This is a genomic window from Variovorax sp. J22R115 (assembly GCF_030317005.1).
Lineage (GTDB): Bacteria > Pseudomonadota > Gammaproteobacteria > Burkholderiales > Burkholderiaceae_C > Variovorax.
In genome coordinates this window covers 92927-116669 of record NZ_JASZYM010000002.1, presented here as the reverse complement: position 1 = coordinate 116669, position 23743 = coordinate 92927, and the positions used below count along the sequence as shown (strand labels likewise).

Here is a 23743-nt window from a genome sequence, read left to right as displayed (position 1 = left end):
GCCTTTTCCGGGATAACGCGAACCATGAATACGGCGGATGCCAAGCGCATTCTCGAAACCGCGTTGATCTGTTCGACCCAGCCGTTGCCGGTGCGCGAACTGCGCGTGCTGTTCGACGACGAACTGGGCGCGGACACGATCAAGTCGTTGTTGCTCGAATTGCAGGAAGACTGGTCGCAACGCGGCCTTGAGCTCGTGAGCGTGGGTACCGGCTGGCGTTTCCAGAGCCGGCCCGAGCTTCGTGACCATCTCGATCGCCTGCACCCCGAGAAGCCGCCGCGTTACACGCGTGCGGCCCTTGAGACGCTGGCGATCATTGCCTACCGGCAACCAGTCACGCGAGGTGACATGGAAGACATCCGGGGTGTCACCATCAATTCGCTGATCCTCAAGCAACTCGAAGACCGCAACTGGGTCGAAGTCATTGGTCATCGCGAAACCGTCGGCCGGCCGGGCCTGTATGCGACCACGCGACAGTTTCTCGACGACCTGGGCCTCGCTTCGCTGGACCAGTTGCCGGTGATCGAATCGCCATCGCAGCAGGGCGCCTTGATCGAAGCGCTCCATCGTGCGGCCGGCGAAGACCAGCCTACGCTGCCGATCGAAGAAATCGCAGCGCAGCCCGAGGCGGTGCCTGCGGGAACTAACGCAGCGAGTGGCGAAGCCCTCGAGGCCGTCGTGGTCATCGCTGAAACCGCCGACGCCACTGAAGCCGAAGTGGCGATCGATCCTGAAATCGACGCACCCGCTCAGACCGAATCCCCATCCTCCTCTCCCATCGACGCGGATGCAGATGCAGTTGCACCGTCCGATGAGGCCGACGCCACCGCTGTCCCTTCCGGAACCCGACCATGAGCCCCAAAGATCCCGATGACGCAGCCACGCTGCCGGCCGAACCCCTCTCCGAGGAGCGCGCGGCGGATGCGGCGTTGCAGCCTGAAGATGGTGCCACCGCCCCTGTCGCAGAAGGCGCTTCCGAGGCGCCGCGCAAGCGTCGTCCGCGTCGGCGCAAGCCCGACGCCACAGACGTGTCGGCCGAGACCCCGGCCGATGATGCGGTGGAGTCCGTCGGGGCGCCAGCTGTCGAGGAGCGGCCTGCACCGCCTGTGGACACCGCGCGCGAGGTACCTGCTTTCGAGGTGGATGAAGGCGATGAGGACGAAGAGCCGGACGAAGAGGAAGACGACCTCGACCGTGCGCGCCGCGCCGCCGAGCGTGAACAGCGCAATGCGCCGCCGCCCGAGCCGATTCGATTTGCCGACGTTATTTCGGGCCAGTTCGACGCCGACGAGGAAAGCCCCGAAGTGCCGCCGCTCAAGCGCGTGCTGCTGCCGGAGGCCGATTCGCCCAAGCTGCACAAGGTGCTGGCGCAAGCTGGCCTGGGCTCGCGCCTCGAGATGGAGCAACTCATCCTCCAGGGCCGGATCTCGGTCAACAACGAGCCCGCCCACATCGGGCAGCGCATCCAGTACGGCGACCAGGTCAAGGTCAACGGCAAGCCGATTCGCTACCGCATCGCACCGCCGCCGGCGCGCGTCATCGCGTACCACAAGCCGGTCGGCGAAGTCGTCACGCACGACGATCCTCAGAACCGCCCAACCGTTTTCCGCAAGCTCCCGCGCCTGCAGCAGGGCAAGTGGCAGTCCGTTGGCCGCCTCGACCTGAACACCGAAGGTCTGTTGCTCTTCACGAGCTCCGGCGAACTGGCCAACCAGTTGATGCACCCCCGTTTCGGGCTGGAGCGCGAGTACGCCGTTCGGGTGCTCGGCGCTCTCAGCAGCGAGGAGAAGCAGCGCCTGCTCGAAGGCGTCCGCCTCGACGACGGGATGGCCCATTTCGGGACCATCGAGGAGGGCGGCGGCGAAGGCTCCAACTGCTGGTACCGCGTCACCATCTCCGAGGGCCGCAACCGCGAGGTGCGCCGACTCTTCGAATCGGTGGGGCATGCGGTCAGCCGGCTGATCCGCATCCGCTACGGCGCCATGGTGCTACCGCGCGGTCTCAAGCGCGGCGCATGGATGGAACTCGACGAGCGTGACATCCGGGCGCTGTTCCAGGCTGCAGGCGGCTCCGGCGAGCGACAGGCTCGGCCGGGCGCAGGGCCGAGAGGCCAGGGCGGCCAGGACGGCGGCGGCGGACGCAACAACCGCAACCGCAAGCGGCGCGGCAACCGCAATGGCGGAGGCGTCGGCCCTCAAGGGGACGATCGCGAAGCGCCGATCCCGAATCCGCTGGCCCACGGTCCGGGCGCGCGGTCCGACCGTGGCATGGGCGGCGGCAAGGCTCCGTCGCAGGGGCGCCGGGGCAATCGCGGCGACCGCCAGGGTCAAGGTCAAGGCCAAGGCCAGCAGGGCCGCAACCGTCAGGGCGACGATCGTCCACCGAGCGGTGCCAACCAGCCGGACCCGATGAAGACATCGCTCGGATATATCGGCGCCGACAGCTTCTCGCGCCAGCGCAAGGAACAACGCCAGGGTCCGCGCCGTGGCGGGCCCGCCGGCGGCAACTTTGGTGGACAAGGCGGCGGTCGCCGCCGAGGTCGCTGAAAATCGGCGCGAACGCCGGTCTTTCGCCCGCTTCCTGCGGGTTGACCCTATCGCGCCGGTTAAAATCAAAGGCTTTGTCAAAGTCCGCAGCTTCAGGGTTGCGGTGCCGACAAAACCCATCCAGATTCAAGCTCTCAAGAAAGCATTTCCATGGCCATCGAACGCACCCTCTCCATCATCAAGCCCGACGCAGTGGCAAAGAATGTCATCGGCAAGATCGTCTCCCGCTTCGAGGCTGCCGGCCTCAAGATCGTGGCGGCCAAGCTGGTGCATCTGTCGCGCAACGAAGCCGAACAGTTCTACGCCGTCCACAAGGAGCGCCCCTTCTTCAAGGACCTGGTCGAATTCATGATCTCCGGCCCGGTGTTCGTGCAAGTGCTCGAAGGTGAAGACGCCATCGCCAAGAACCGTGACCTGATGGGCGCCACCGACCCCAAGAAGGCAGCCGCCGGCACCATCCGCGCCGACTTCGCCGACAGCATCGATGCCAACGCAGTGCATGGTTCCGATGCGCCCGAAACCGCGAAGAACGAAGTGGCCTTCTTCTTCGCCGGCCTCAACGTCTACGCACGCTGAGGTTCAGCCCGACTGACGCAATGACCACGGCCAACCTGCTCGACTTCGATCTGGAAGGACTGGCCGCGTTCTGCGAACGGCTGGGCGAAAAGCGTTTTCGCGCGACGCAGCTCTTCCGCTGGATTCACCAGCGGGGAGCGAACGAGTTCGCGCACATGACCGATCTGGCGAAATCGCTGCGCGAGAAGCTCGCGACCACGGCGCGTGTCGAGGCGCTCCCCGTGATCACGCAGCACGAATCCGCCGACGGCACCATCAAGTGGCTGTTCGATGTCGGTGACGGCAACGCGGTCGAGGCCGTGTTCATTCCCGAGGACGATCGCGGCACCCTGTGCGTGTCGTCCCAGGCCGGCTGCGCGGTCGGATGCCGTTTCTGCTCGACCGGGCACCAGGGCTTCAGCCGCAATCTCACGACCGGCGAGATCGTCGCCCAGTTGTGGTTTGCCGAGCACTTCCTGCGCAAGCACCTGAAGCGCGACGAGCGGGTCATCTCCAACGTCGTGATGATGGGCATGGGTGAACCGCTGCAGAACTACTCGGCACTGGTGCCGGCGCTGCGCACCATGCTCGACGACAACGCCTACGGGCTGTCGCGTCGGCGCGTGACGGTGTCGACCTCCGGCGTGGTGCCGATGATCGATCGGCTCGGCGGCGACTGCCCGGTCGCGCTCGCGGTCTCGCTTCACGCGCCGAACGACGCGCTGCGCGACGACCTGGTGCCGCTCAATCGCAAGTACCCCATCGCCGAACTTCTGGAAGCCTGCAAGCGCTACCTCGCGCACGCGCCGCGCGACTTCATCACTTTCGAGTACTGCATGCTGGACGGCGTCAACGACCAGCCGGAGCATGCACGTCAGCTGGTGGACCTGGTTCGCTCGCAGGGGGTCTCCTGCAAATTCAACCTGATCCCCTTCAATCCATTTCCGGCATCCGGCCTGTTGCGTTCGCCGCAGCCCCGGGTGTTGTCCTTCGCCAAGGTATTGAGCGAAGCAGGCATCGTCACCACGGTTCGGAAGACGCGTGGCGACGACATCGACGCCGCGTGCGGCCAATTGGCAGGCGACGTCAAGGACCGTACCCACGCGGCCGAGCGCATGGCCCAGCGGCGAACCGTCGTTTTGCATCCGGCCCGCACGAAGGCCGTCACATCCACTCCCGAGGAGCAATGACCCGATGAGCAAGGCCTTTCCGACTGCGCAAACGCTGGTGATGCAGGCGCTCTATGGCGTTGCGGCCGTGTTCCTGCTGACCTCCTGCGCCACCAGGGATGGCGTCTTGCCGAGCAATGCTCCCAATGCCGCTGCCATCGTGACCGATTCGGATGAAACGAACGCCCGCAAACGCGCCAAGCTGCGCATCGAATTGGCGATCGGTTACTTCCAGCAAGGGCAGACGACGGTCGCGCTGGACGAAATCAAGCAGGCGCTTGCTGCAGATCCGACCTTTGCGGACGCTTACAACTTGCGCGGCCTCGTCTACATGCGGCTCGACGATGCTCCCGCAGCCGAGGACAGTTTCCGCCGCGCCATTGCATTGAATCCGCGCGAGCCCAATGTTCTTCACAACTACGGCTGGCTCCTGTGCCAGCAGAACCGCTATGCCGACGCGCAGCAGCAGTTCAGTGCCGCGCTCGCAGTGTCCAGCTACGCCGATCGCGCCAAGACGCTCATGACACAAGGGATCTGCCAGCTGAGGGCGGGGCAGCGCGCCGAGGCCGAGCGCAGCCTCACGCAGGCCTACGAGCTCGATGCCGCCAATCCGGTGATCGGCTACAACCTGGCGTCCGTCCTGGCCCAGCGCGAGGAATGGTCGCGTGCGCAGTTCTACATTCGCCGAGTCAACAACAGCCCCTCGGCCAGCGCCGAGACCTTGTGGCTCGGCATCAAGATCGAACGCCAGCTCAACAACCGTGAGGCGATTGCACAGCTGGCTGGCCAGTTGCAACGGCGCTTCCCCCAGTCGCGGGAGGCGATTGCGTACGAGCGCGGGAATTTCAATGATTGAGCGGGCGAGTGAATTCGGGGCTTCCGCAGCGGTGCCTCTGGTCGCCGGTGACAGCACTCACATGACGGCGGGCGACATGCTGCGCGAAGCGCGCGAGGCACACGGGCTGCACATCGACATGGTGGCGGCCGCACTCAAGGTGTCGCCGCAGAAGCTCGCGGCATTGGAAGCCGACGACATCGCGTCCTTGCCGGATCCGGTGTTTGCGCGGGCGCTTGCGGCGAGCGTGTGCAGGGCCCTGCGAATCGATCCGGCGCCGGTGCTGGCCAAGCTGCCGGGTGCCTTGCGCCCGGGTCTCGCAGACGCCGATCAGACGATCAGCCGGAACCTCCGTTCGGCTGCGCCGCGTTCGGGCGCAGGATCCAACTGGCTGCCGCCCTCGCGGCCCCTGTTGATCGTTGTGATGCTGCTGTTGGCTGGCGCTGCCGTCCTGTTCTGGTTGCCGCAATCGATCTTCGACCGTGTCGGTGCGTCGATTGCACAACTCACCGCCTCGGAAGCCAGCGACCCCAACGCTTCGACGGGTTCGCCCGCTCCGGCCGGCACCGCGACCGAGGCCGTCGCACCCGCTGCGCAACCCGTGTTGCCGCCGCCCGCGGAAATCGCCCCGGCCGAGCCGGCAGCCGCGGCCTCGGACTCGGCCGCCAGCAACGACTTAATCGTGTTCGTCGCGCGCGAGGAATCGTGGATCACCGTGACCGAATCGGGCGGCAAGCAATTGCTGCGGCGCACCGTCAAGGCGGGCGAAACGGTCGGGTTGAACGGTACTTTGCCGCTGCAGGTGGTCGTCGGCCGTGCTTCGGGCGTCGACGTGCGCGTGCGCGGCAAGGCCTTCGACCTCGCGCCCGTCACGCGTTCCGGAGGTGTGGCACGCTTCGAGATCAAACCCTGAGGCCCCAGACACCATGACGGACATCATCGACTCCATCGGCTGCCTCCCGATCGAACCCGCCGCCCCCAAGGCGCGCCGCAGCCGCCAGGCGAGCGTGGTCTGGGGGCCCCGTAGCGTCACCGTGGGAGGCGATGCGCCGGTGCGTGTCCAGTCGATGACGAATACCGACACGGTCGACGCGATCGGCACGGCCATCCAGGTCAAGGAACTGGCACTTGCCGGATCCGAGATGGTGCGCATCACGGTGAACACGCCCGAGGCGGCGGCGCAGGTGCCGTATATCCGCGAACAGCTCGACCGCATGGGCGTCGACGTGCCGCTGATCGGCGACTTCCACTACAACGGTCACCGGCTGCTCACCGACTATCCGGCCTGCGCCGAGGCGCTCAGCAAGTACCGCATCAATCCGGGCAACGTCGGCAAGGGCGACAAGCGCGACCGCCAGTTCGGCCAGATGATCGACGCGGCCATGCGCTGGAACAAGCCGGTGCGCATCGGCGTCAACTGGGGCAGCCTCGACCAGGAATTGCTGGCCAGCCTCATGGACACCAACAGCCGGCGCGCCGAACCCTGGGACGCGAAGCAGGTGATGTACGAGGCGCTCGTGACCTCGGCCATCGATTCCGCGAAGCTCGCCGAGTCGATGGGCATGAATGGCAACCAGATCATTCTGAGTTGCAAGGTCAGCGGCGTGCAGGACTTGATTTCGGTCTACCGCGAACTCGCGAAGCGCTGCGACTACACCCTGCACCTCGGCCTGACCGAGGCCGGCATGGGCACCAAGGGCACGGTGGCGTCGGCCACGGCGCTGTCGATCCTGCTGCAGGAAGGCATCGGCGACACGATCCGTGTCTCGCTCACGCCGCAGCCGGGCGAATCGCGTACCCAGGAGGTGGTGATTGCCAACGAGATCCTGCAGGCGCTGGGCCTGCGGGTGTTCGTGCCGAGCGTCACCGCGTGCCCGGGCTGCGGCCGTACGACCAGTACCACCTTCCAGGAACTCGCCAAACAGATCGACGATTACCTGCGCATGCAAATGCCGGTCTGGCGTACCAAGTTTCCGGGCGTCGAGAACCTGAAGGTCGCCGTGATGGGCTGCATCGTCAATGGCCCGGGCGAGAGCAAGCATGCCGACATCGGCATCAGCCTGCCCGGCACCGGCGAAGCCCCCGCGGCGCCGGTCTTCATCGACGGCGAAAAGGCGCTCACGCTGCGCGGCGACAACATCGCCGGCGAGTTCCACCAATTGGTCGAAAACTATATTGAAAAGCGCTTTGGCAGCGAGTCCGCTGCACAGGTTGCCTGATCTCATCCATGGCTGAAAAACTCAATGCCGTCAAAGGCATGAACGACATATTGCCGCCCGAATCGGCGCGCTGGGAGTGGCTTGAGGCCACCGTGCGCGAGCTGATGGCGCGATATGCCTACCGCAACATCCGCACCCCGATCCTCGAACACACGGCGCTGTTCGTGCGCGGCATCGGCGAGGTGACGGACATCGTCGAAAAAGAGATGTACTCGTTCGAGGACAAGCTCAACGGCGAGGCACTGACACTGCGGCCCGAGAACACCGCGAGCGTGGTGCGCGCGGTCACCGAGCATTCGCTGCTGTACGACGGTGGCAAGCGGCTTTGGTACATGGGGCCGATGTTCCGTCACGAGCGTCCGCAGCGCGGCCGCTACCGGCAGTTCCACCAGATCGGTGCCGAGGCCCTGGGCTTTGCCGGCCCGGACGTCGATGCCGAACTGATCCTGCTGGCGAACGCACTCTGGAAGGCACTGGGCCTGACCGACGTGCGCCTCGAACTCAACAGCCTGGGCCAGCCTGCCGAGCGGGCGCTGCACCGGGCCCAGTTGATCGCCCACTTCGAGAAGCACGCCCACCAGCTCGACGAAGACGCCAAGCGCCGCCTGCACACCAACCCGCTGCGCATCCTGGACACGAAGAATCCGGCGATGAAGGACATCGTCGAATCGGCGCCGAAGCTGATCGACTTCCTTGGCGAGGAATCGCTGGCGCACTTCGATGGGCTGCGCGCCATCCTCGACGCCAACGGCATCGGCTACACCATCAACCCGCGCCTGGTGCGCGGCCTCGACTACTACAACCTCTCGGTCTTCGAGTTCGTGACCGATCGCCTCGGCGCCCAGGGCACGGTTTGCGCGGGCGGCCGCTACGACGACCTGATCGTGCAGATCGGCGGCAAGGCCGCTCCGGCTGTCGGCTGGGCGCTCGGTGTCGAGCGTGTGCTCGAACTCGTGAAAGAGCAGGGCACACAGGTCCCGATGCCGGTGCCCGACGTCTACGCCGTGGTGCCTGACACTGCCGCGATGCCCGTCGCTCTGCGCACGTTGCAGCAGTTGCGCGATGCCGGCGTGCGGGCGCAGATGCATGCCGCCACCGCCGATGGACTGGGCAGCTTCAAGTCGCAGTTCAAGAAGGCCGACGCCAGCGGAGCAGCCTACGCACTGATCTTCGGTGCCGATGAGCTCTTGCGCGGTGAGGTCACCGTCAAGGCGTTGCGGGATGGCAGTGGTGCGCAAAGTACCCGGCCGCTCGCCGATGTGCCCGCATGGGCCGCCACCCTACAATCCTCGGCTCCCAACAACTGACAGCGCATGGCCACCCATCTCGACCTCGAAGAACAGGAACAGCTCGACCAGCTCAAGCATTTCTGGAACACCTACGGCACCCTGATCACCTGGGTCGTGCTGCTTGCAGCCGGCGCCTTCGTGGCGTGGAACGGCTGGCAGTATTTTCAGCGCACCAAGGCCGTGCAAGCGTCCGCGCTCTATGACGAAGTCGAGCGCAGCGCGCAGGCCGGCGACACCGCCCGCACCGAACGCGCTCTCGCCGACATGAAGGACAAGTTCGCCGGCACCGCCTATGCGCAGCAGGCCGGTCTGCTGGCCGCGAAGACCTTGTACGAGAAAGGCAACTTGGATGGCTCGCGCGCCGCGCTAGCCTGGGTGGCGGAGCATGCGGTTGATCCCGGCTACCAAGCCGTCGCCAAGCTGCGCCTCGCGGCCGAGTTGCTCGAAGCCAAGTCGTATGACGAGGCGCTCAAGCAGCTCTCGGGCGATGTACCCAAGGAATTCGAAGCGCTGGTCGCGGACCGCAAGGGCGACATCTATCTTGCTCAGGGCAAGCGTGACGAGGCGAAAGCCGAATACCAGAAGGCCTGGGCCGCTTTCGAGCCGCGCACGGACTATCGCCGTCTCGTCGAGATCAAGCTCAATGCCGTTGGCGTCGACCCGAAGAGCCTGGCTGCTGCCGGCGCTGCTTCCCCAGCCAAGACCAAGCCATGAATTTCAAGCGTTACCTGCCTTCTGCGCCCGTTCTGCGCTCAGGCGCTGCAGTGGTATTGATTGCCGCACTGGCCGCCTGTTCCGGTACATCGAGGCCCAAGCCCGCCGAACTTCCCGCCAATCCGGCGCTGATGGGCGTGCGCCAAGCCTGGAGCGTGCGCATTCCGGCGGTGGAATTCCCCCTGTCGACGAATGTCAGCGGTGACCTCGTCGCGGTCGCGAGCAGCGACGGCACGGTGGCCGTGATCGACGCGCGCGCCGGCCAGGAAGTGTGGCGCGCCAAGGTCGGTGAGCCCCTGGCAGCCGGTGTGGGCAGCGACGGATCGATGGTCGCCGTCGTGACGGCCAACAGCGAGCTCGTCGCCCTGCAAGGCGGTAAGGTGCTGTGGAAGCAGCGCCTGACGGCCCAGGCCTATACGCCGCCGCTGGTGGCTGGCCGCCGCATCTTCGTCCAGGCCGCGGATCGCACGACCAGCGGCTGGGATGGGCAGAGCGGCCGCCGCCTCTGGTCGCAGCAGCGCCCGGCAGAGAATTTGGTCTTGAAGAAGCCCGGCGTGCTCCTCGCCGTCGGCGACACGCTGGTGACCGGAGTGGGCGGCCGGCTGGTCGGCATCAATCCTGCGAACGGCACCTCGCGGTGGGAGTCGTCGATTGCCGCACCACGCGGCACCAACGACGTTGAGCGCCTCGTAGATCTGACAGGCTCCGTGAGCCGCATCGGCGACGTCGTCTGCGTGCGCGCCTACTACGCCAACGTGGGCTGTGTCGACGCCTCGCGCGGCGCGCTCCTCTGGACCAAGCCGGCCGTGAGCGCCGAAGGCCTGGGGGGCGACGACCGCTATGTCTTCGGCACCGAGGAGAACGGCACCGTCATCGCTTGGCGCCGCTCCGACGGCGAGCGCGCCTGGCAGCAGGCCGACCTGCTCAAGTACCGCATGCTGACCGCTCCGCTCGCGGTCGGCCGCTCGCTGATCATCGGCGACAGCACCGGCCTGGTGCATGTGCTCTCTCGCGAGGACGGTTCGCAACAGACTCGCCTTACGCCCGATGGATCAGCCATCGCTGCAACGCCGGTTCTGGCGGGCAATACGGTCGTGGTCGTCACCCGCAATGGCGGTGTGTTCGGCTTCCGGCCTGAGTAATCACGTGAAAGGACGCCTTCAATGAAGCCGGTCATTGCACTGGTCGGGCGTCCCAACGTCGGCAAGTCGACCCTGTTCAATCGCCTGACGCAGACGCGCGACGCCATCGTCGCCGACTTTGCAGGCCTGACGCGCGACCGTCACTACGGCAATGGCCGGCAGGGCAAGCGCGAATTCATCGTGATCGACACCGGCGGCTTCGAGCCTGACGCGGGCAGCGGCATTTTCAAGGAGATGGCCAAGCAGACGCGGCAGGCGGTGGCCGAAGCCGACGTGGTTATCTTCGTGGTGGATGCGCGCGAAGGGCTGTCGGCCCAGGATCACGACATCGCGAACGAACTCCGCCGGCTAGGGAAGCCCTGCGTGCTCGTGGCCAACAAGGCCGAAGGCATGCACGACGGCACCAAGCTGGTCGACTTCTACGAACTGGGCTTCGGCGAGGTGTATGGCATCTCCGCGGCGCACGGGCAGGGGATTCGCGACCTGGTCGAACTCGCGCTCGGGCCACTCGACCTCCCCGAAGAGGACGAGGCCGAGGAAGAAGAGGCCAACAAGGCGATCAAGCTGGCTGTCGCCGGCCGTCCCAACGTCGGTAAGTCCACGCTGATCAACACCTGGCTCGGCGAAGAGCGGCTGGTTGCCTTCGACATGCCCGGCACCACGCGCGACGCCATCATGGTGCCGTTCGAGCGCAACGGGCAGCGTTTCGAGTTGATCGATACAGCGGGGCTGCGCCGCAAGGGCAAGGTGTTCGAGGCGATCGAGAAGTTCTCGGTGGTCAAGACACTGCAGGCCATCGAGTCCGCGAACGTGGTCCTGCTGCTGCTCGACGCGACGCAGGGCGTGACCGACCAGGATGCCCATATCGCAGGCTATATCCTGGAGAGCGGCCGCGCGGTCGTGATCGCCATCAACAAATGGGATGCGGTGGACAGCTACCAGCGGGAGCAGATCCAGCGCCAGATCGAGACACGCCTGCCGTTCCTGAAGTTCGCTGCGCTGCATTTCATTTCGGCCGTCAAGCGGCAGGGGCTCGGCCCGGTCTGGCAGGCCATCGTGCAGGCCCACAAGTCCGCGACGCGCAAGATGTCTACGCCGGTGCTGACGCGCCTGTTGCTGGAAGCGGTTCAATTCCAGGCGCCGAAGCGCTCGGGCATGTTCCGGCCGAAGATGCGTTATGCGCACCAGGGTGGTATGAACCCGCCAGTGATCGTTATTCACGGCAATTCGCTGGAGCACGTCACTGACGCCTACAAGCGCTTCCTGGAAGGCCGGTTTCGCAAGGAATTCGATCTGGTCGGCACGCCCTTGCGCATCGAACTCAAGACTTCGCGCAATCCGTACGCCGACAAGGACGAGTGAACGGCATTCTTGCGGCTTGGCCGCCAATAGCGTCCAAAGAGCAGCATCGGCAGCCGAAGTTCCGGCTTTTAACTGCCGTTTTTTTACAAGGCCATTGGACTTTCTTGCTGCAGCGCGGAAACGCTGTGTTAAGGTGATCAGTCCAACAACTACTCTTGAACACGGAGAATATCGTGAGCAATAAAGGGCAACTTCTACAAGACCCCTTCCTGAACACCTTGCGTAGAGAGCACGTGCCTGTTTCGATCTATCTGGTCAACGGCATCAAGCTGCAAGGTCAGATCGAGTCGTTTGACCAGTACGTCGTGTTGCTTCGCAATACGGTGACCCAGATGGTCTACAAGCATGCCATCTCCACCATCGTGCCGGGTCGGGCCGTCAACTTCTCGGCTGCCGAGAACGACGACACTGCCGCCTGAACGGCACGGAGCGCGGCGGTTCGTCCGCCGCGCTTTTTCCAATTTTGACTCCGCTTGTCTGAACTGATTCCCCGCAAGGAAGGCGCCGTCGTTCTTGTCGGCGTGGACTTCGGGCTGCCCCATTTCGACGGCGAACTCGAGGAACTCGGACTGCTTGCGCAGACCGCGGGCCTGGAGCCGGTCGCTCGCCTCGTGTGCAAACGCAAGGCGCCCGACGCGGCATTGTTCGTCGGAAGCGGCAAGGCCGACGAAATCCGCGAACTCGCCGAACTGCATCGCGCGAGCGAAGTCGTCTTCGACCAGGCCCTGAGCCCGGCGCAGCAGCGCAACCTCGAGCGCCAACTCGGTGTCGCGGTCTATGACCGCACCTTCCTCATCCTCGAAATCTTCGCCCAGCGCGCGCGTTCGCACGAAGGCAAGCTGCAGGTCGAGCTGGCCAGGCTGCAATACTTGAGCACGCGCCTCGTGCGCCGGTGGTCCCACCTGGAGCGTCAGCGCGGTGGCATCGGCACGCGCGGCGGCCCCGGCGAAACCCAGATCGAACTCGACCGCCGCATGATCGGCGAAGCCATCAAGCGCACACGCGAGCGGCTCGCCAAGGTTCGGCGGCAGCGCGGCACCCAGCGGCGGCAGCGTGAGCGTCGCGACACCTTCAACATCTCATTGGTCGGCTACACCAATGCCGGCAAGTCTTCGTTGTTCAATGCGCTGGTCAAGGCCCGCGCCTATGCGGCCGACCAGCTCTTCGCGACGCTGGACACGACGACGCGCCATTTGTACCTGGGCGACGCACGCCGGAAGGTGTCGATCTCCGACACGGTCGGCTTCATTCGCGACCTGCCTCACGGTTTGATCGACGCCTTCAGGGCCACTTTGCAGGAGGCCGTCGATGCGGACCTGCTGCTGCACGTGGTGGACGCGTCCAATCCCCATCATCCCGAACAGATGGCCGAAGTGCAGGGCGTGCTCAAGGACATCGGTGCCGACACGGTTCCGCAGCTCCTGGTCTTCAACAAGCTCGACGCTCTTGAAAGCGCGCAGCACCCCCTGCATCTCCAGGACGAGATCGACGTCGACGGCGTGCAAGTGCCTCGCATCTTCCTGAGTGCCCACACCGGCGAAGGCGTTCCGGCGTTGCGCGCCGAACTCGCCCAACGATCGCGCCTGCTGTCTGAAGACATGACCCCAGAAGCCAGCGCCGAATTGCACGATGCCGCCAACTGATTGGGCACAATCCCCGTCACTGACTCAAGAACAGAATCGAATGAATGCAAAGCCAGTGTGGAGACGGTTTTCCGGCATGTTCAACCTGAACGATGGCCGGTGGGGCCGGGGTGACGACTCCTCGTCGAACGGCGACCGTCCCGCCGCCAACCGTCCCGACGGCGAGCCTCCCGCTCCGCCGCCTTCGGGTAACAACAATCGCCCGCGCGGCCAAGGCCCGAACCAGGGGCCACCGGATCTCGATGAACTCTGGCGCGACTTCAATCGAAAGCTCGGCGGCCTCTTCGGCGGCGGGCGCGGCGGCGGCGACAACAACCGGCCGAACGGTGGCAACGGTGGCGGCCTCAAGCCCGACATGAAGAACGCGGGCTTCGGCCTCGGGCTGGTTGCGGCAGTTGCAGTCCTGATCTGGCTGGGCACCGGCTTCTTCATCGTGAACGAAGGCCAGCAGGCCGTGATCACGCAATTCGGCCGCTACAAGGCGACCGTGGGCGCCGGTTTCAACTGGCGGCTGCCGTATCCGATTCAGCGCCACGAGATCGTCGTCACCACGCAGATCCGTTCCGTCGACGTCGGCCGCGACACCATCGTGCGCTCGACCGGCCTGCGCGAGTCCGCCATGCTGACCGAGGACGAGAACATCGTCGAGATCAAGTTCGCCGTGCAGTACCGCTTGAGCGACGCCCGTGCCTTCCTCTACGAGAGCAAGTCGCCGGCCGATACCGTGGTGCAGGTGGCCGAGACAGCCGTCCGCGAGGTGGTCGGCAAGATGCGCATGGACGCTGCGCTCGCTGACGAGCGTGACCAGATTGCGCCACGCGTGCGCGCGCTGATGCAGACCATCCTCGACCGCTACAAGGTCGGCGTCGAGGTCGTCGGCATCAACCTGCAGCAGGGCGGGGTGCGTCCCCCGGAGCAGGTGCAGGCGGCATTCGACGACGTGCTCAAGGCCGGCCAGGAACGCGAGCGCACCAAGAACGAAGCGCAGGCTTACGCGAATGACGTGGTTCCGCGCGCGACGGGTACCGGCTCGCGTCTCAAGGAAGAGTCCGAGGCCTACAAGGCGCGGATCGTTGCACAGGCGCAAGGTGATGCGCAGCGCTTCAGTTCGGTGCTCTCCGAATACCAGAAGGCGCCGCAGGTCACGCGCGACCGCATGTACACAGATGCCATGCAGCAGATCTACAGCAGCACGACGAAGGTGCTGGTCGACTCGAAGCAGAACTCGAACCTGCTCTATCTGCCACTCGACAAGCTGATGCAGTTCTCCGGTCAGAACGCGGCTGGTACGCCGGTGGACGCTGCCAATCCCAATGTCGCGGGCACGGCCGCACCACAGTCGTCGGTGATTCCGGTTGCCCCATCCGCAGGCGACGCGCGCGCCCGCGATGGCCGCTCGCGCGACCGCGACGTGCGCTGAGGACACAAGAATATGAACAGAATCGGATTCATCGTCTCGTCGGTCCTGGTGGCGCTCGCGCTGCTGAGTTCGACCCTCTTCGTGGTCGACCAGCGCCAGTTCGGCGTGGTGTACGCGCTCGGGCAGATCAAGGAAGTGATCACCGAGCCGGGCCTGAACTTCAAGCTCCCGCCGCCGTTCCAGAACGTGTCGTACATCGACAAGCGCTTGCTGACGCTGTCGAGCCTCGACCCCGAACCCATGCTCACCGCGGAAAAGCAGCGCGTGGTGATCGACTGGTACGTGCGCTGGCGCATCACCAATCCGTCGGAGTACATCCGCAACGTTGGCCTCGACGAGAACGCCGGTGCCGTGCAGCTCAACCGCGTGGTTCGCAACGCGTTCCAGGAAAACATCAACAAGCGTACCGTGCGCGACCTGATCTCCGTGCGCCGCGAGGCCGTCATGTCCGACGTGCAGCGCGAGGTACTGGCGGTGGTCAAGGGTGCCAAGCCGTGGGGCGTCGACGTCGTGGACGTTCGCATCACGCGGGTCGACTATGTCGAAGCCATCACCGAATCGGTCTACCGCCGCATGGAAGCGGAGCGCAAGCGCGTCGCCAACGAACTGCGCTCTACTGGTTTTGCCGAGGGCGAGAAGATCCGTGCCGACGCCGATCGCCAGCGCGAAGTGATCGTGGCCAACGCCTATCGCGATGCCCAGAAGATCAAGGGCGAGGGCGACGGCCGTGCCGCCAGCATCTATGCCGACGCCTTCGGCCGCGACCCGCAGTTCGCGCTGTTCTATCGCAGCCTCGATGCCTACAAGCAAAGCTTCAACAAGAAGAGCGACGTGATGGTCCTGGATCCGTCATCGGACTTCTTCAAGTCGATGCAAAGCTCCGGCTCGACGAGCAATGCACCCCGTCGCTGAGGATGACAGCGCGCCTGCCTGCCGCCTGCTGAGATCGGATCGTCGTGAACGTCGATACCTTCTGGAGCGCGCTGGCGCTCGTCCTGGTGATCGAGGGGCTGCTGCCTTTTCTCTCGCCCGGCGGCTGGCGGCGCGGCTTCGGCCAACTCATGCAGTTGCGCGACGGGCAACTCCGCTTCTTCGGTCTTTGCAGCATTCTTTTGGGCCTGGCGCTCCTCTGGGTATTGGGGTGACGCGGTCCCGGTAGAATCCCGGTTTAACCACGCCCCCGATCCCCATGTCCGCCTGGGTCCTCCCGGATCACATTGCCGATGTGCTGCCTTCCGAGGCGCGCCACATCGAAGAACTTCGACGCGAACTGCTCGATACCGCCCGTGGCTATGGCTACGAGTTGGTCATGCCGCCGCTGCTCGAGCACCTGGAATCCCTGCTGTCCGGCACGGGCGAGGCGCTCGGCCTGCAAACCTTCAAGCTGGTCGATCAGTTGTCGGGGCGCAGCATGGGCTTGCGCGCCGACACCACGCCGCAGGTCGCGCGCATCGATGCCCACCTTCTCAATCGCGCGGGTGTGACCCGGCTCTGCTATTGCGGCCCGGTCCTGCACACGCGCCCCGATCGTCCCCATGCAACGCGCGAGCCGCTGCAGTTCGGCGCTGAAATCTACGGCCATGCCGGGCTCGAAGCCGACACTGAAGTCCTGCGCCTGGCGCTCGATTGTCTGCGAGCCGCCGGCGTCACCGGGCCCGCGCAAAGTCCGGTCATCGTCGACCTGGCGGACGCGCGCATCGTGAGCTCTCTGTTTGCCGGCATGCCGGTCGATGCCGCCGTCATTGCGCGTATCCATGCGGCCCTGGCGGCCAAGGACGCCAGCGCCCTGCGAGAACTCACGGCCAACTTCCCCGCGCCGTCGCGTGAGGGTCTGCTGGCGCTCGTCCAGCTGTACGGTGACGCGTCCGTGCTCGACGAAGCTGCCAAGGCCCTGCCGGACTCTGCCGGCGTTCGTGCCGCGCTGTCTGACCTGAAGCAGCTGGCTGGCCACCTCGAAGGCGCCAGCGTCAGTTTCGACCTGGCCGACTTGCGTGGCTATGCCTACTACAGCGGCATGCGCTTCGGCATCTATACCGAGGGCGCCAGCGACGCCCTGGTGCGTGGCGGCCGTTATGACGAGGTGGGGGCCGTGTTCGGCCGCAACCGTCCAGCGGTGGGCTTCAGCCTCGACGTCCGCGAACTGGTCGGCGTGCTGCCCGCAAGGCCCCTGCGCGCCGCCATCCGAGCGCCGTGGAGCGATGCCGAGGCCCTCAACAAGACCATTACCGCCCTGCGCGGCGAAGGCGAAACCGTCGTGTGCGTCCTGCCGGGCCACGACAGCGAAATCGACGAATTCCATTGCGACCGCGAGCTCGTCGAGCGCGACGGCCAGTGGCGCGTTCAAGCCATCTGAATCCTGAAAAGCGAAAAATCATGAGCGTAACCACCGGAAGAAATGTGGTCGTCGTCGGAACCCAGTGGGGCGACGAAGGCAAGGGCAAGTTGGTCGACTGGCTGACGGAGAGCGCGCAGGGCGTCGTGCGCTTCCAGGGCGGCCACAACGCGGGCCACACGCTGGTCATCAATGGCGTCAAGACGGCGCTGCATCTGATCCCGAGCGGCATCATGCGGCCCGGCGTCAAGTGCTACATCGGCAATGGCGTGGTGTTGTCGGCCGGCAAGCTGTTCGAGGAGATCGAAGGGCTGGAGAAGGCCGGCGTCGAGGTCCGCTCGCGGCTGCGCATCAGCGAGGCCTGCCCGCTAATCCTGCCGTTCCACGCGGCGCTCGACATTGCGCGCGAGGCCTACCGCGAGAAGGGCGGCATCGAGAAGATCGGCACCACCGGCCGCGGCATCGGCCCGGCCTACGAGGACAAGATCGCCCGCCGCGCGCTGCGCGTGCAGGACCTGAAGCACCCCGAGCGCTTCGCGACCAAGCTGCGCGTGTTGCTCGACCTGCACAACCACGTGCTGACGCAGGTGCTGAGCGCACCGGCCATCGACTTCGACACCGTCTACGACGAAGCGATGCGCCACGCCGAACTGCTCAAGCCCATGATGGCCGACGTCTCGCGCGAGCTCAACGACGCCAACCGCGCGGGCGCCAACCTGCTGTTCGAAGGCGCGCAGGGCACTTTGCTCGACGTCGACCATGGCACTTATCCCTATGTCACCTCCAGCAACTGCGTGGCCGGCAATGCGGCAGCGGGGTCCGGTGTCGGGCCGGGCATGCTGCATTACATCCTCGGCATCACCAAGGCCTACTGCACGCGCGTCGGCGGCGGCCCGTTCCCGACCGAACTCGACTGGGAAAAGCCGGGCACCGTGGGCTATCACCTGAGCACCGTCGGTGCGGAGAAGGGCGTGACCACGGGGCGCAGCCGCCGCTGCGGCTGGTTCGATGCCGCGCTGCTGAAGCGCTCGGCCCAGGTCAATGGGCTGAGCGGCCTGTGCATCACCAAGCTCGACGTGCTCGACGGTCTCCAGGAACTGCAACTGTGTACTGGCTACCAGCTCGACGGCGAATACACCGACATCCTGCCCATGGGCGCAGACGAGATCGAGCGCTGCACACCCGTCTACGAGAAGCTCGAAGGCTGGACCGAGAGCACGGTGGGCGTCACGCAATACGAGAAGCTGCCCATCAATGCGCGCCTCTATCTGCAGCGCATCGAACAGGTCACGGGCGTGCCGATCCACATGGTCTCGACCAGCCCCGATCGCGATCACACGATCATGATGCGCCACCCTTACTTGGCCGACTGACCCCCACTCGCAGGAGACGATCTTTCATGTTGACCGAAGACGGCAAGCACCTTTACGTCAGCTACGACGAGTACCACAACCTGATCGAGAAGCTCGCGATCAAGGTGTACCAGTCGGGCTGGCAGTTCGACACCATCCTGTGCCTGGCGCGTGGCGGCATGCGCCCCGGCGACGTGCTCTCGCGCATCTTCGACAAGCCCCTGGCGATCATGTCGACCAGCTCGTACCGCGCGGACGCCGGCACGATCCAGGGCCATCTGGACATCGCGCGCTACATCACCACGCCCAAGGGCGAGATCGCAGGCAAGGTGCTGCTGGTGGACGACCTCGCGGATTCCGGCCACACGCTCCACGCCGTGGTCGAGAACCTCAAGAGCAGCTACAAGCCCATCACCGAGTTGCGCAGCGCGGTGATCTGGACCAAGGCGCTGTCGACCTTCACGCCGGACTATTCGGTCGAGTTCCTGCAGACCAATCCGTGGATCCACCAGCCCTTCGAGGGCTACGACTCGCTCGGCGCCGAGAAGCTGATGGAGAAATGGTCGGTCTGAAGGCCGCGGCCTTCGTGCTCACTTGAGCATCTCGGTATAGCGCCGCTGCATTTCGTCGGTCGGCACATCCTCGATGCTGTGGCCGACGTTCCAGCGGTGACCGAAGGGATCGAAAAACGACCCTGAGCGCTCGCCGTAGAACTGATCCTGCGCCGCCATGTGCAGCGCGGCGCCGGCTTTCAGCGCGCGTTCCATCACCGCGTCCGCATCGTCGACGTGCAGATGCAGGGTGACAGGCGTGGCGCCGATGGTCCTGGCGCCGCGGATGCCGTATTCAGGAAACTCGTCGCACAGCATCAGCGTCGTGCTGCCGAACTCCAGCTCGGCATGCCCGATGCGGCCGCTGGGCTCGGTGAGCCGGAATTTCTCCTTCGCGCCGAATACCTCGCCATAGAACGCGATGGCCGCAGCCGTGTCGTGCACGCAGAGGTAGGGGAAGAACTCATGGATGGTCATCGAAGCGTCCTCATCAAAGGTCTGGAGGCGATTCTGGGCTGGCCGGGCGCGGGCGTCTTGAAGGAATTTGACCCTCAAGCGCGCACGTGGTTCGGCGAACTGGGCGAAGCCCGGCGATAGGCCTGCGGCGTCATGCCGGTGATTTCGAGAAAGTCGCGATTGAAATGCGGCTGGTCGCTGTAGCCGGACTGAAGGGCGAGATCGGCCCAGGGCAGGGTGCCCCGGGCGGGCTCCGCTGCCATCACCCGCTGGAATCGCAGGACGCGTTCGAGCCGCTTGGGTGGCAGGCCGGCGGCGTCCCTGAACAAGGCGATGAAGCGCCGGTGGCTGTAGCCGCTGGCATCGACCAGATCGCTCACCATGGCGCCGCCTCCCAGCCGAAGCAGGGCCTGCGCGACGGCGGGGTGCATCGCGCGCGGCTGCGGCTCCAGTCGTTCGTTCAGCAAGTCTTCCAGGACGGTCAGTCGGGCCGCAGGCGTTCCGGCCTCGTGCACCCGCTCCAGCGCCTCCGACGCCTGGGCGCCCCAGAGCGCGTCCAGCGGTGTGTGGCGCTCGGCCAGTTCATCTGCCGGCATGCCGAACAATGCCCTTGCGACGCCGGGCCGGAACTGCACGCCCACCGAACCGGTAGCGACAGACACATCGCGCGCATAGAAAGCAGACCTGGCACCGCCCACGATCGCGTAGCCCACCGTGTATCCGACCGAATCCACCGCATCGACGAAGAGCCGAAGCGGCGGCCCCGAGAGCCGGAACACCAAGTGCATGTCACCTGTCGGCAACACGTGTTCCCGCAGGGACGCTTCGCCCGCCGCCGCGCCGACCGGACCGGGATCGGCCGCCCACATCGACCGGACGAACGGTCGCAGCGAAGGTCTGGGTACGCGCGTCAGCAGCATCGGCGCATTGTGTGCCGACCGGCCGATCCGGTCGACTAGCATGGAGGCATGCGCAAGCCCATCACCGACCTGATTCACCATCCATACACCCCGCCGGCGAACTTCGCAGCGCCCCAGCGCGGCGTGTACAAGGCCTCCACCGTCTTCTTCGCCGACGTCGCCGCGATGCGCGCGAGGGACTGGAAGACCAAGGCCGGCTACACCTACGGCCTGCACGGCACACCGACCACCTTCACGCTCGAGGAGCGGCTCGCCACGCTGGAGGGCGGCACTGAGTGCCTGCTGGTGCCCAGCGGCCTCGCTGCGATCGCGCTGGTCTCCTTTGCGCTGCTGAAGGCCGGTGACGAGGTGCTGATCCCCGACAACGCCTACGGCCCCAGCAAGGCACTGGCGAACGGCGAACTGGCGAATTTCGGCATCACCCACCAGCTCTACGATGCGATGAATCCGGCGGATCTCGCCGACAAGCTGTCGAGCCGCACCAAGCTGGTCTGGGTGGAGGCCGCCGGCTCGGTCACGATGGAATTCCCGGACCTGCCCGCACTCGTGGGCGTCTGCCGCGCTCGCGGCATCATCACGGCGCTCGACAACACCTGGGGCGCCGGTCTGGCCTTCGCGCCCTTCGATTTCAACGGCAGCGGGCAGGGCGTCGACATTTCCATCCACGCACTCACCAAGTACCCGAGCGGCGGCGGCGACCTGCTCATGGGTAGCGTGGTCACGCGCGACGAGCGCCTGCATCGCGCAGTCAAGCTCACGCACATGCGCATGGGGTTCGGCATCGGCGTGGGCGATGTCGAGACCCTGTTGCGTTCGCTGCCCAGCATCGCGCTGCGCTACCAGGCGCACGACCACAGCGCGCGCGAACTCGCCCGCTGGCTCGAAGGGCGCGCGGAAATCGCACAGGTGCTGCACCCCGCGCTCGAAAGCTCTCCGGGTCACGCGCACTGGCTGCGTCTCTGCGGCGCCACCGATCTGGCCGCCGGCCTGTTCTCGGTGGTGTTCGACGAGCGCTACGGCACCGAACAGGTCGATCGCTTTTGCGACAGCCTGGAACTTTTCCGGCTCGGCTATTCGTGGGGCGGACCGATCAGCTTGGTCGTGCCATACGACATCGGCCTGATGCGCGACGCCAGCGTTGCGAAGTGGCCGCACAAGGGCACGCTGGTCCGATTTTCGATCGGCCTGGAGGATGTCGGAGACCTTCGCGCCGACCTCGAACAGGCCCTTGCGGCACTCTGAGAGCCGGCGGTTATCGCGTACAGTCGGACCACGTGCAGTCACCCTGACTGCCTCGCCCGAAGGAGAAGCAGTGGCAACACCAAATTACGGCTATGAAAAGCGCCAGAAGGAATTGGCAAAGAAGAAGAAGAAGGAAGACAAGCTGAGGGAGAAAGCCAACCGCAAGCTCATGCCCAGCAGCGATGGGCTCGCCCCGGGCGATCCGGAAACCGACGTGGCCTCGCTGGAACGCGATCCGCCGACGGTCCCGGAACTACCCACGAAGAACGGCTGAGCAGCCGTTTTCAGCAACGATCCAGAAGAAGCCGCCGCGGCCCGGGCCTGCGGCGGCTTTTTATTTGGCTCTGTCGGGCCGTCACTTGGGCAGCAGCTTGCGCAGCGTTGGCCACACGTTGTCCAGCATGCGCGGCTGCGCGGCCGCCGTCGGATGGATCCGGTCGGCCTGGAAGAGCATTGCTGCGTCCGGGCTGTCCGCCACCCCCTTGAGAAGAAAGGGCACGAGCGGTGCCTTGGTCGCGCCCGCCACCTTGGCGAAGAGCGTCTCGAAGCGCCGCGTGTAGTCGCTGCCGTAGTTGGGCGGCACCTGGATGCCCACGATCAGCACTTGCGCGCCCACGGCCTGCGCGGCCTTGGTCATCTGCAGCAGGTTGTCCTCCGTGCTGGCCAGCGGCAGGCCGCGCAGCGCGTCGTTCGCGCCGAGTTCGAGCACTACGTGCGTCGGCTGATGCTGCGCGAGCAGGTTGGGCAGCCGAGCCCGGCCGCCGGACGTGGTGTCGCCGCTGATGCTGGCGTTGATCACCGTGGCCGCCACCTTCTGATCGACCAACCGCTTTTCCAGCAGCGGCACCCAGCCTTCGCCGCGCTTGAGCCCGTATTCAGCAGAAAGCGAATCGCCGAGGATCAGAATCACGGGCCGTTTGGCGGCGGCAGCCTGGGCCTGCGCGGCGATCCATGACCCTCCGCTGCCGGCCAGCGCACCACTCAAGATAAAGTGACGTCGATTCACCACGCGAAACCTTTCAATGTCCTCAATCCAAATCGATGGCCGCTCCGAACCCATTGTTGCCGTCGAGCATGTCTTCAAGTCCGTCACCGACTCCACCGGAACGCTGGACATTCTGCAGGACATCCATTTCACGCTGGGCGCGAAGGAGACGGCCGCCATCGTCGGCGCTTCGGGCTCGGGCAAGAGCACGCTGCTGTCGATCGTCGCAGGCCTGGACACGCCCACCCGCGGCACGGTGAAGCTCGCCGGTGAGGATCTGTTCGCCATCGACGAAGACGAACGTGCGGCCCTGCGCGCGCAGAAGGTCGGCTTCGTGTTCCAGAGTTTCCAACTGCTCGGCAACCTGAGCGCGCTCGAGAACGTGATGCTGCCACTCGAACTGGCCGACCGCAAGGATGCCCGCAAGGCCGCGACCGAGATGCTCGGCCGCGTCGGCCTGAGTCAGCGGCTCGGTCACTATCCCAAGGTCCTGTCGGGCGGCGAGCAGCAGCGGGTGGCGCTGGCGCGAGCTTTTGTCGTACAGCCCGCATTGCTCCTCGCCGACGAGCCAACAGGCAGTCTCGACTTTGCAACCGGCGAGCAAGTGATGAAACTGATGTTTGATCTGAACCGTGAACTGGGCACTACCCTCGTGCTTGTCACGCACGACCGGGGTATCGCCGAGCGGTGCGAGCGGCGGATCACGATCGAGGCCGGCCGCGTGGCGCTCGACGGTCACGGCGCCTGAGCGCTTTTTCGGACGGCGGGCCGCGTGAATGGCCTCCACGCATTGCAAGAGGAATTGCCATGCAGAAGCCGCGACCCGGTATTGACGAAGAAGACGACACCGCCTTCGGTGGACTGGCGCCCCGCAGCGGGCCGCGCACTGAAGTTCATTACGCCCGCTACGGTGGCGCCGGCAAATGGGTGGCTGCGATCGTTGCCGCGGTCGTGGTCCTGCTGATCCTGCTCTACATCACCGATCGGCTCTGAACTCGATACCCCGGGGCT

The 23743-nt window shown here is 65.5% G+C and carries 26 protein-coding genes; 23 read left to right on the top strand and 3 right to left on the bottom strand.

Going from position 1 to position 23743, the window contains the following annotated elements:
- The first annotated feature begins 24 nt into the window (after positions 1-24).
- The 19 genes from scpB to QTI04_RS03385 all read left to right on the top strand — a co-directional run bounded on the left by scpB (position 25) and on the right by QTI04_RS03385 (position 19150).
- Positions 25-855, top strand: coding sequence for an SMC-Scp complex subunit ScpB (scpB, locus tag QTI04_RS03475; protein ID WP_286614224.1), 831 nt, complete (start codon positions 25-27; stop codon positions 853-855).
- Positions 852-2546 (top strand): pseudouridine synthase, encoded by a 1695-nt coding sequence (locus tag QTI04_RS03470; protein WP_286614223.1) that lies wholly within the window; start codon positions 852-854, stop codon positions 2544-2546. The genes scpB and QTI04_RS03470 overlap by 4 nt, the downstream gene beginning before the upstream one ends.
- Before the next feature lie 150 nt (positions 2547-2696).
- Positions 2697-3122, top strand: coding sequence for a nucleoside-diphosphate kinase (gene ndk / locus QTI04_RS03465; protein ID WP_286597970.1), 426 nt, complete (start codon positions 2697-2699; stop codon positions 3120-3122).
- Positions 3123-3142: 20 nt separating this feature from the next.
- Positions 3143-4291: a 23S rRNA (adenine(2503)-C(2))-methyltransferase RlmN gene (rlmN, locus tag QTI04_RS03460; RefSeq protein WP_286597972.1), complete on the top strand. Its 1149-nt coding sequence runs from the start codon at positions 3143-3145 to the stop codon at positions 4289-4291.
- A 4-nt stretch (positions 4292-4295) separates the two neighbouring features.
- Entirely contained in the window at positions 4296-5126 is an 831-nt protein-coding gene (gene pilW, locus QTI04_RS03455; RefSeq protein ID WP_286614222.1) for a type IV pilus biogenesis/stability protein PilW, read from the top strand.
- The gene (locus QTI04_RS03450) at positions 5119-6018 is read left to right on the top strand and encodes a RodZ domain-containing protein (protein ID WP_286614221.1); all 900 of its coding nucleotides are present in this window, start codon (positions 5119-5121) and stop codon (positions 6016-6018) included. The genes pilW and QTI04_RS03450 overlap by 8 nt, the downstream gene beginning before the upstream one ends.
- Before the next feature lie 13 nt (positions 6019-6031).
- The gene (gene ispG, locus QTI04_RS03445; RefSeq protein ID WP_286597975.1) at positions 6032-7324 is read left to right on the top strand and encodes a flavodoxin-dependent (E)-4-hydroxy-3-methylbut-2-enyl-diphosphate synthase; all 1293 of its coding nucleotides are present in this window, start codon (positions 6032-6034) and stop codon (positions 7322-7324) included.
- Between the two features lie 8 nt (positions 7325-7332).
- Complete coding sequence (gene hisS, locus QTI04_RS03440) at positions 7333-8631, top strand: histidine--tRNA ligase (RefSeq protein ID WP_286614220.1); 1299 nt, start codon at positions 7333-7335, stop codon at positions 8629-8631.
- Positions 8632-8637: 6 nt separating this feature from the next.
- Positions 8638-9327, top strand: coding sequence for a tetratricopeptide repeat protein (locus tag QTI04_RS03435; RefSeq protein WP_286614219.1), 690 nt, complete (start codon positions 8638-8640; stop codon positions 9325-9327).
- Positions 9324-10469 (top strand): outer membrane protein assembly factor BamB, encoded by a 1146-nt coding sequence (gene bamB / locus QTI04_RS03430; protein ID WP_286597979.1) that lies wholly within the window; start codon positions 9324-9326, stop codon positions 10467-10469. The genes QTI04_RS03435 and bamB overlap by 4 nt, the downstream gene beginning before the upstream one ends.
- A gap of 21 nt (positions 10470-10490) precedes the next feature.
- A complete protein-coding gene (gene der, locus QTI04_RS03425; protein WP_286597980.1) occupies positions 10491-11831 on the top strand; it encodes a ribosome biogenesis GTPase Der in 1341 nt (446 codons plus the stop codon).
- Positions 11832-11986: 155 nt separating this feature from the next.
- Positions 11987-12250 carry an RNA chaperone Hfq gene (gene hfq / locus QTI04_RS03420; RefSeq protein ID WP_177206561.1) on the top strand — a complete coding sequence of 88 codons (264 nt, stop codon included), beginning with the start codon at positions 11987-11989 and terminating at the stop codon, positions 12248-12250.
- Between the two features lie 54 nt (positions 12251-12304).
- Positions 12305-13474 carry a GTPase HflX gene (gene hflX, locus QTI04_RS03415; protein WP_286614218.1) on the top strand — a complete coding sequence of 390 codons (1170 nt, stop codon included), beginning with the start codon at positions 12305-12307 and terminating at the stop codon, positions 13472-13474.
- Positions 13475-13550: 76 nt separating this feature from the next.
- Entirely contained in the window at positions 13551-14894 is a 1344-nt protein-coding gene (gene hflK, locus QTI04_RS03410) for an FtsH protease activity modulator HflK (protein WP_286597983.1), read from the top strand.
- Positions 14895-14906: 12 nt separating this feature from the next.
- The gene (gene hflC / locus QTI04_RS03405; RefSeq protein ID WP_286597984.1) at positions 14907-15806 is read left to right on the top strand and encodes a protease modulator HflC; all 900 of its coding nucleotides are present in this window, start codon (positions 14907-14909) and stop codon (positions 15804-15806) included.
- Between the two features lie 44 nt (positions 15807-15850).
- On the top strand, positions 15851-16039 hold the full coding sequence (locus QTI04_RS03400) for a DUF2065 domain-containing protein (RefSeq protein ID WP_286597985.1): 189 nt from the start codon (positions 15851-15853) through the stop codon (positions 16037-16039).
- A 44-nt stretch (positions 16040-16083) separates the two neighbouring features.
- Positions 16084-17247: an ATP phosphoribosyltransferase regulatory subunit gene (locus tag QTI04_RS03395; RefSeq protein WP_286597986.1), complete on the top strand. Its 1164-nt coding sequence runs from the start codon at positions 16084-16086 to the stop codon at positions 17245-17247.
- A gap of 20 nt (positions 17248-17267) precedes the next feature.
- A complete protein-coding gene (locus QTI04_RS03390) occupies positions 17268-18599 on the top strand; it encodes an adenylosuccinate synthase (RefSeq protein WP_286614217.1) in 1332 nt (443 codons plus the stop codon).
- 26 nt (positions 18600-18625) lie between these two features.
- Entirely contained in the window at positions 18626-19150 is a 525-nt protein-coding gene (locus QTI04_RS03385; protein ID WP_286568368.1) for a phosphoribosyltransferase, read from the top strand.
- Between the two features lie 18 nt (positions 19151-19168).
- Here the strand turns inward: QTI04_RS03385 and QTI04_RS03380 are convergent, their stop codons facing one another.
- A complete protein-coding gene (locus tag QTI04_RS03380; RefSeq protein WP_286614216.1) occupies positions 19169-19606 on the bottom strand; it encodes a VOC family protein in 438 nt (145 codons plus the stop codon).
- 74 nt (positions 19607-19680) lie between these two features.
- Positions 19681-20505: an AraC family transcriptional regulator gene (locus QTI04_RS03375; RefSeq protein ID WP_286614215.1), complete on the bottom strand. Its 825-nt coding sequence runs from the start codon at positions 20503-20505 to the stop codon at positions 19681-19683.
- Between the two features lie 48 nt (positions 20506-20553).
- On the opposite strand from QTI04_RS03375, the gene QTI04_RS03370 reads away from it, so the two are divergent.
- Positions 20554-21747, top strand: coding sequence for a PLP-dependent transferase (locus tag QTI04_RS03370; RefSeq protein WP_286614214.1), 1194 nt, complete (start codon positions 20554-20556; stop codon positions 21745-21747).
- Positions 21748-21817: 70 nt separating this feature from the next.
- Positions 21818-22021 carry a hypothetical protein gene (locus tag QTI04_RS03365; protein WP_286507677.1) on the top strand — a complete coding sequence of 68 codons (204 nt, stop codon included), beginning with the start codon at positions 21818-21820 and terminating at the stop codon, positions 22019-22021.
- 81 nt (positions 22022-22102) lie between these two features.
- Here the strand turns inward: QTI04_RS03365 and QTI04_RS03360 are convergent, their stop codons facing one another.
- Positions 22103-22753 carry an arylesterase gene (locus QTI04_RS03360; RefSeq protein WP_286614213.1) on the bottom strand — a complete coding sequence of 217 codons (651 nt, stop codon included), beginning with the start codon at positions 22751-22753 and terminating at the stop codon, positions 22103-22105.
- Positions 22754-22769: 16 nt separating this feature from the next.
- Between QTI04_RS03360 and QTI04_RS03355 the strand changes: the two genes are divergently transcribed.
- Positions 22770-23480, top strand: coding sequence for an ABC transporter ATP-binding protein (locus QTI04_RS03355; protein WP_286597992.1), 711 nt, complete (start codon positions 22770-22772; stop codon positions 23478-23480).
- A gap of 59 nt (positions 23481-23539) precedes the next feature.
- Positions 23540-23725, top strand: a complete 186-nt coding sequence (locus tag QTI04_RS03350; protein ID WP_286597993.1) for a hypothetical protein — start codon at positions 23540-23542, stop codon at positions 23723-23725.
- The last annotated feature ends 18 nt before the right edge of the window (positions 23726-23743 follow it).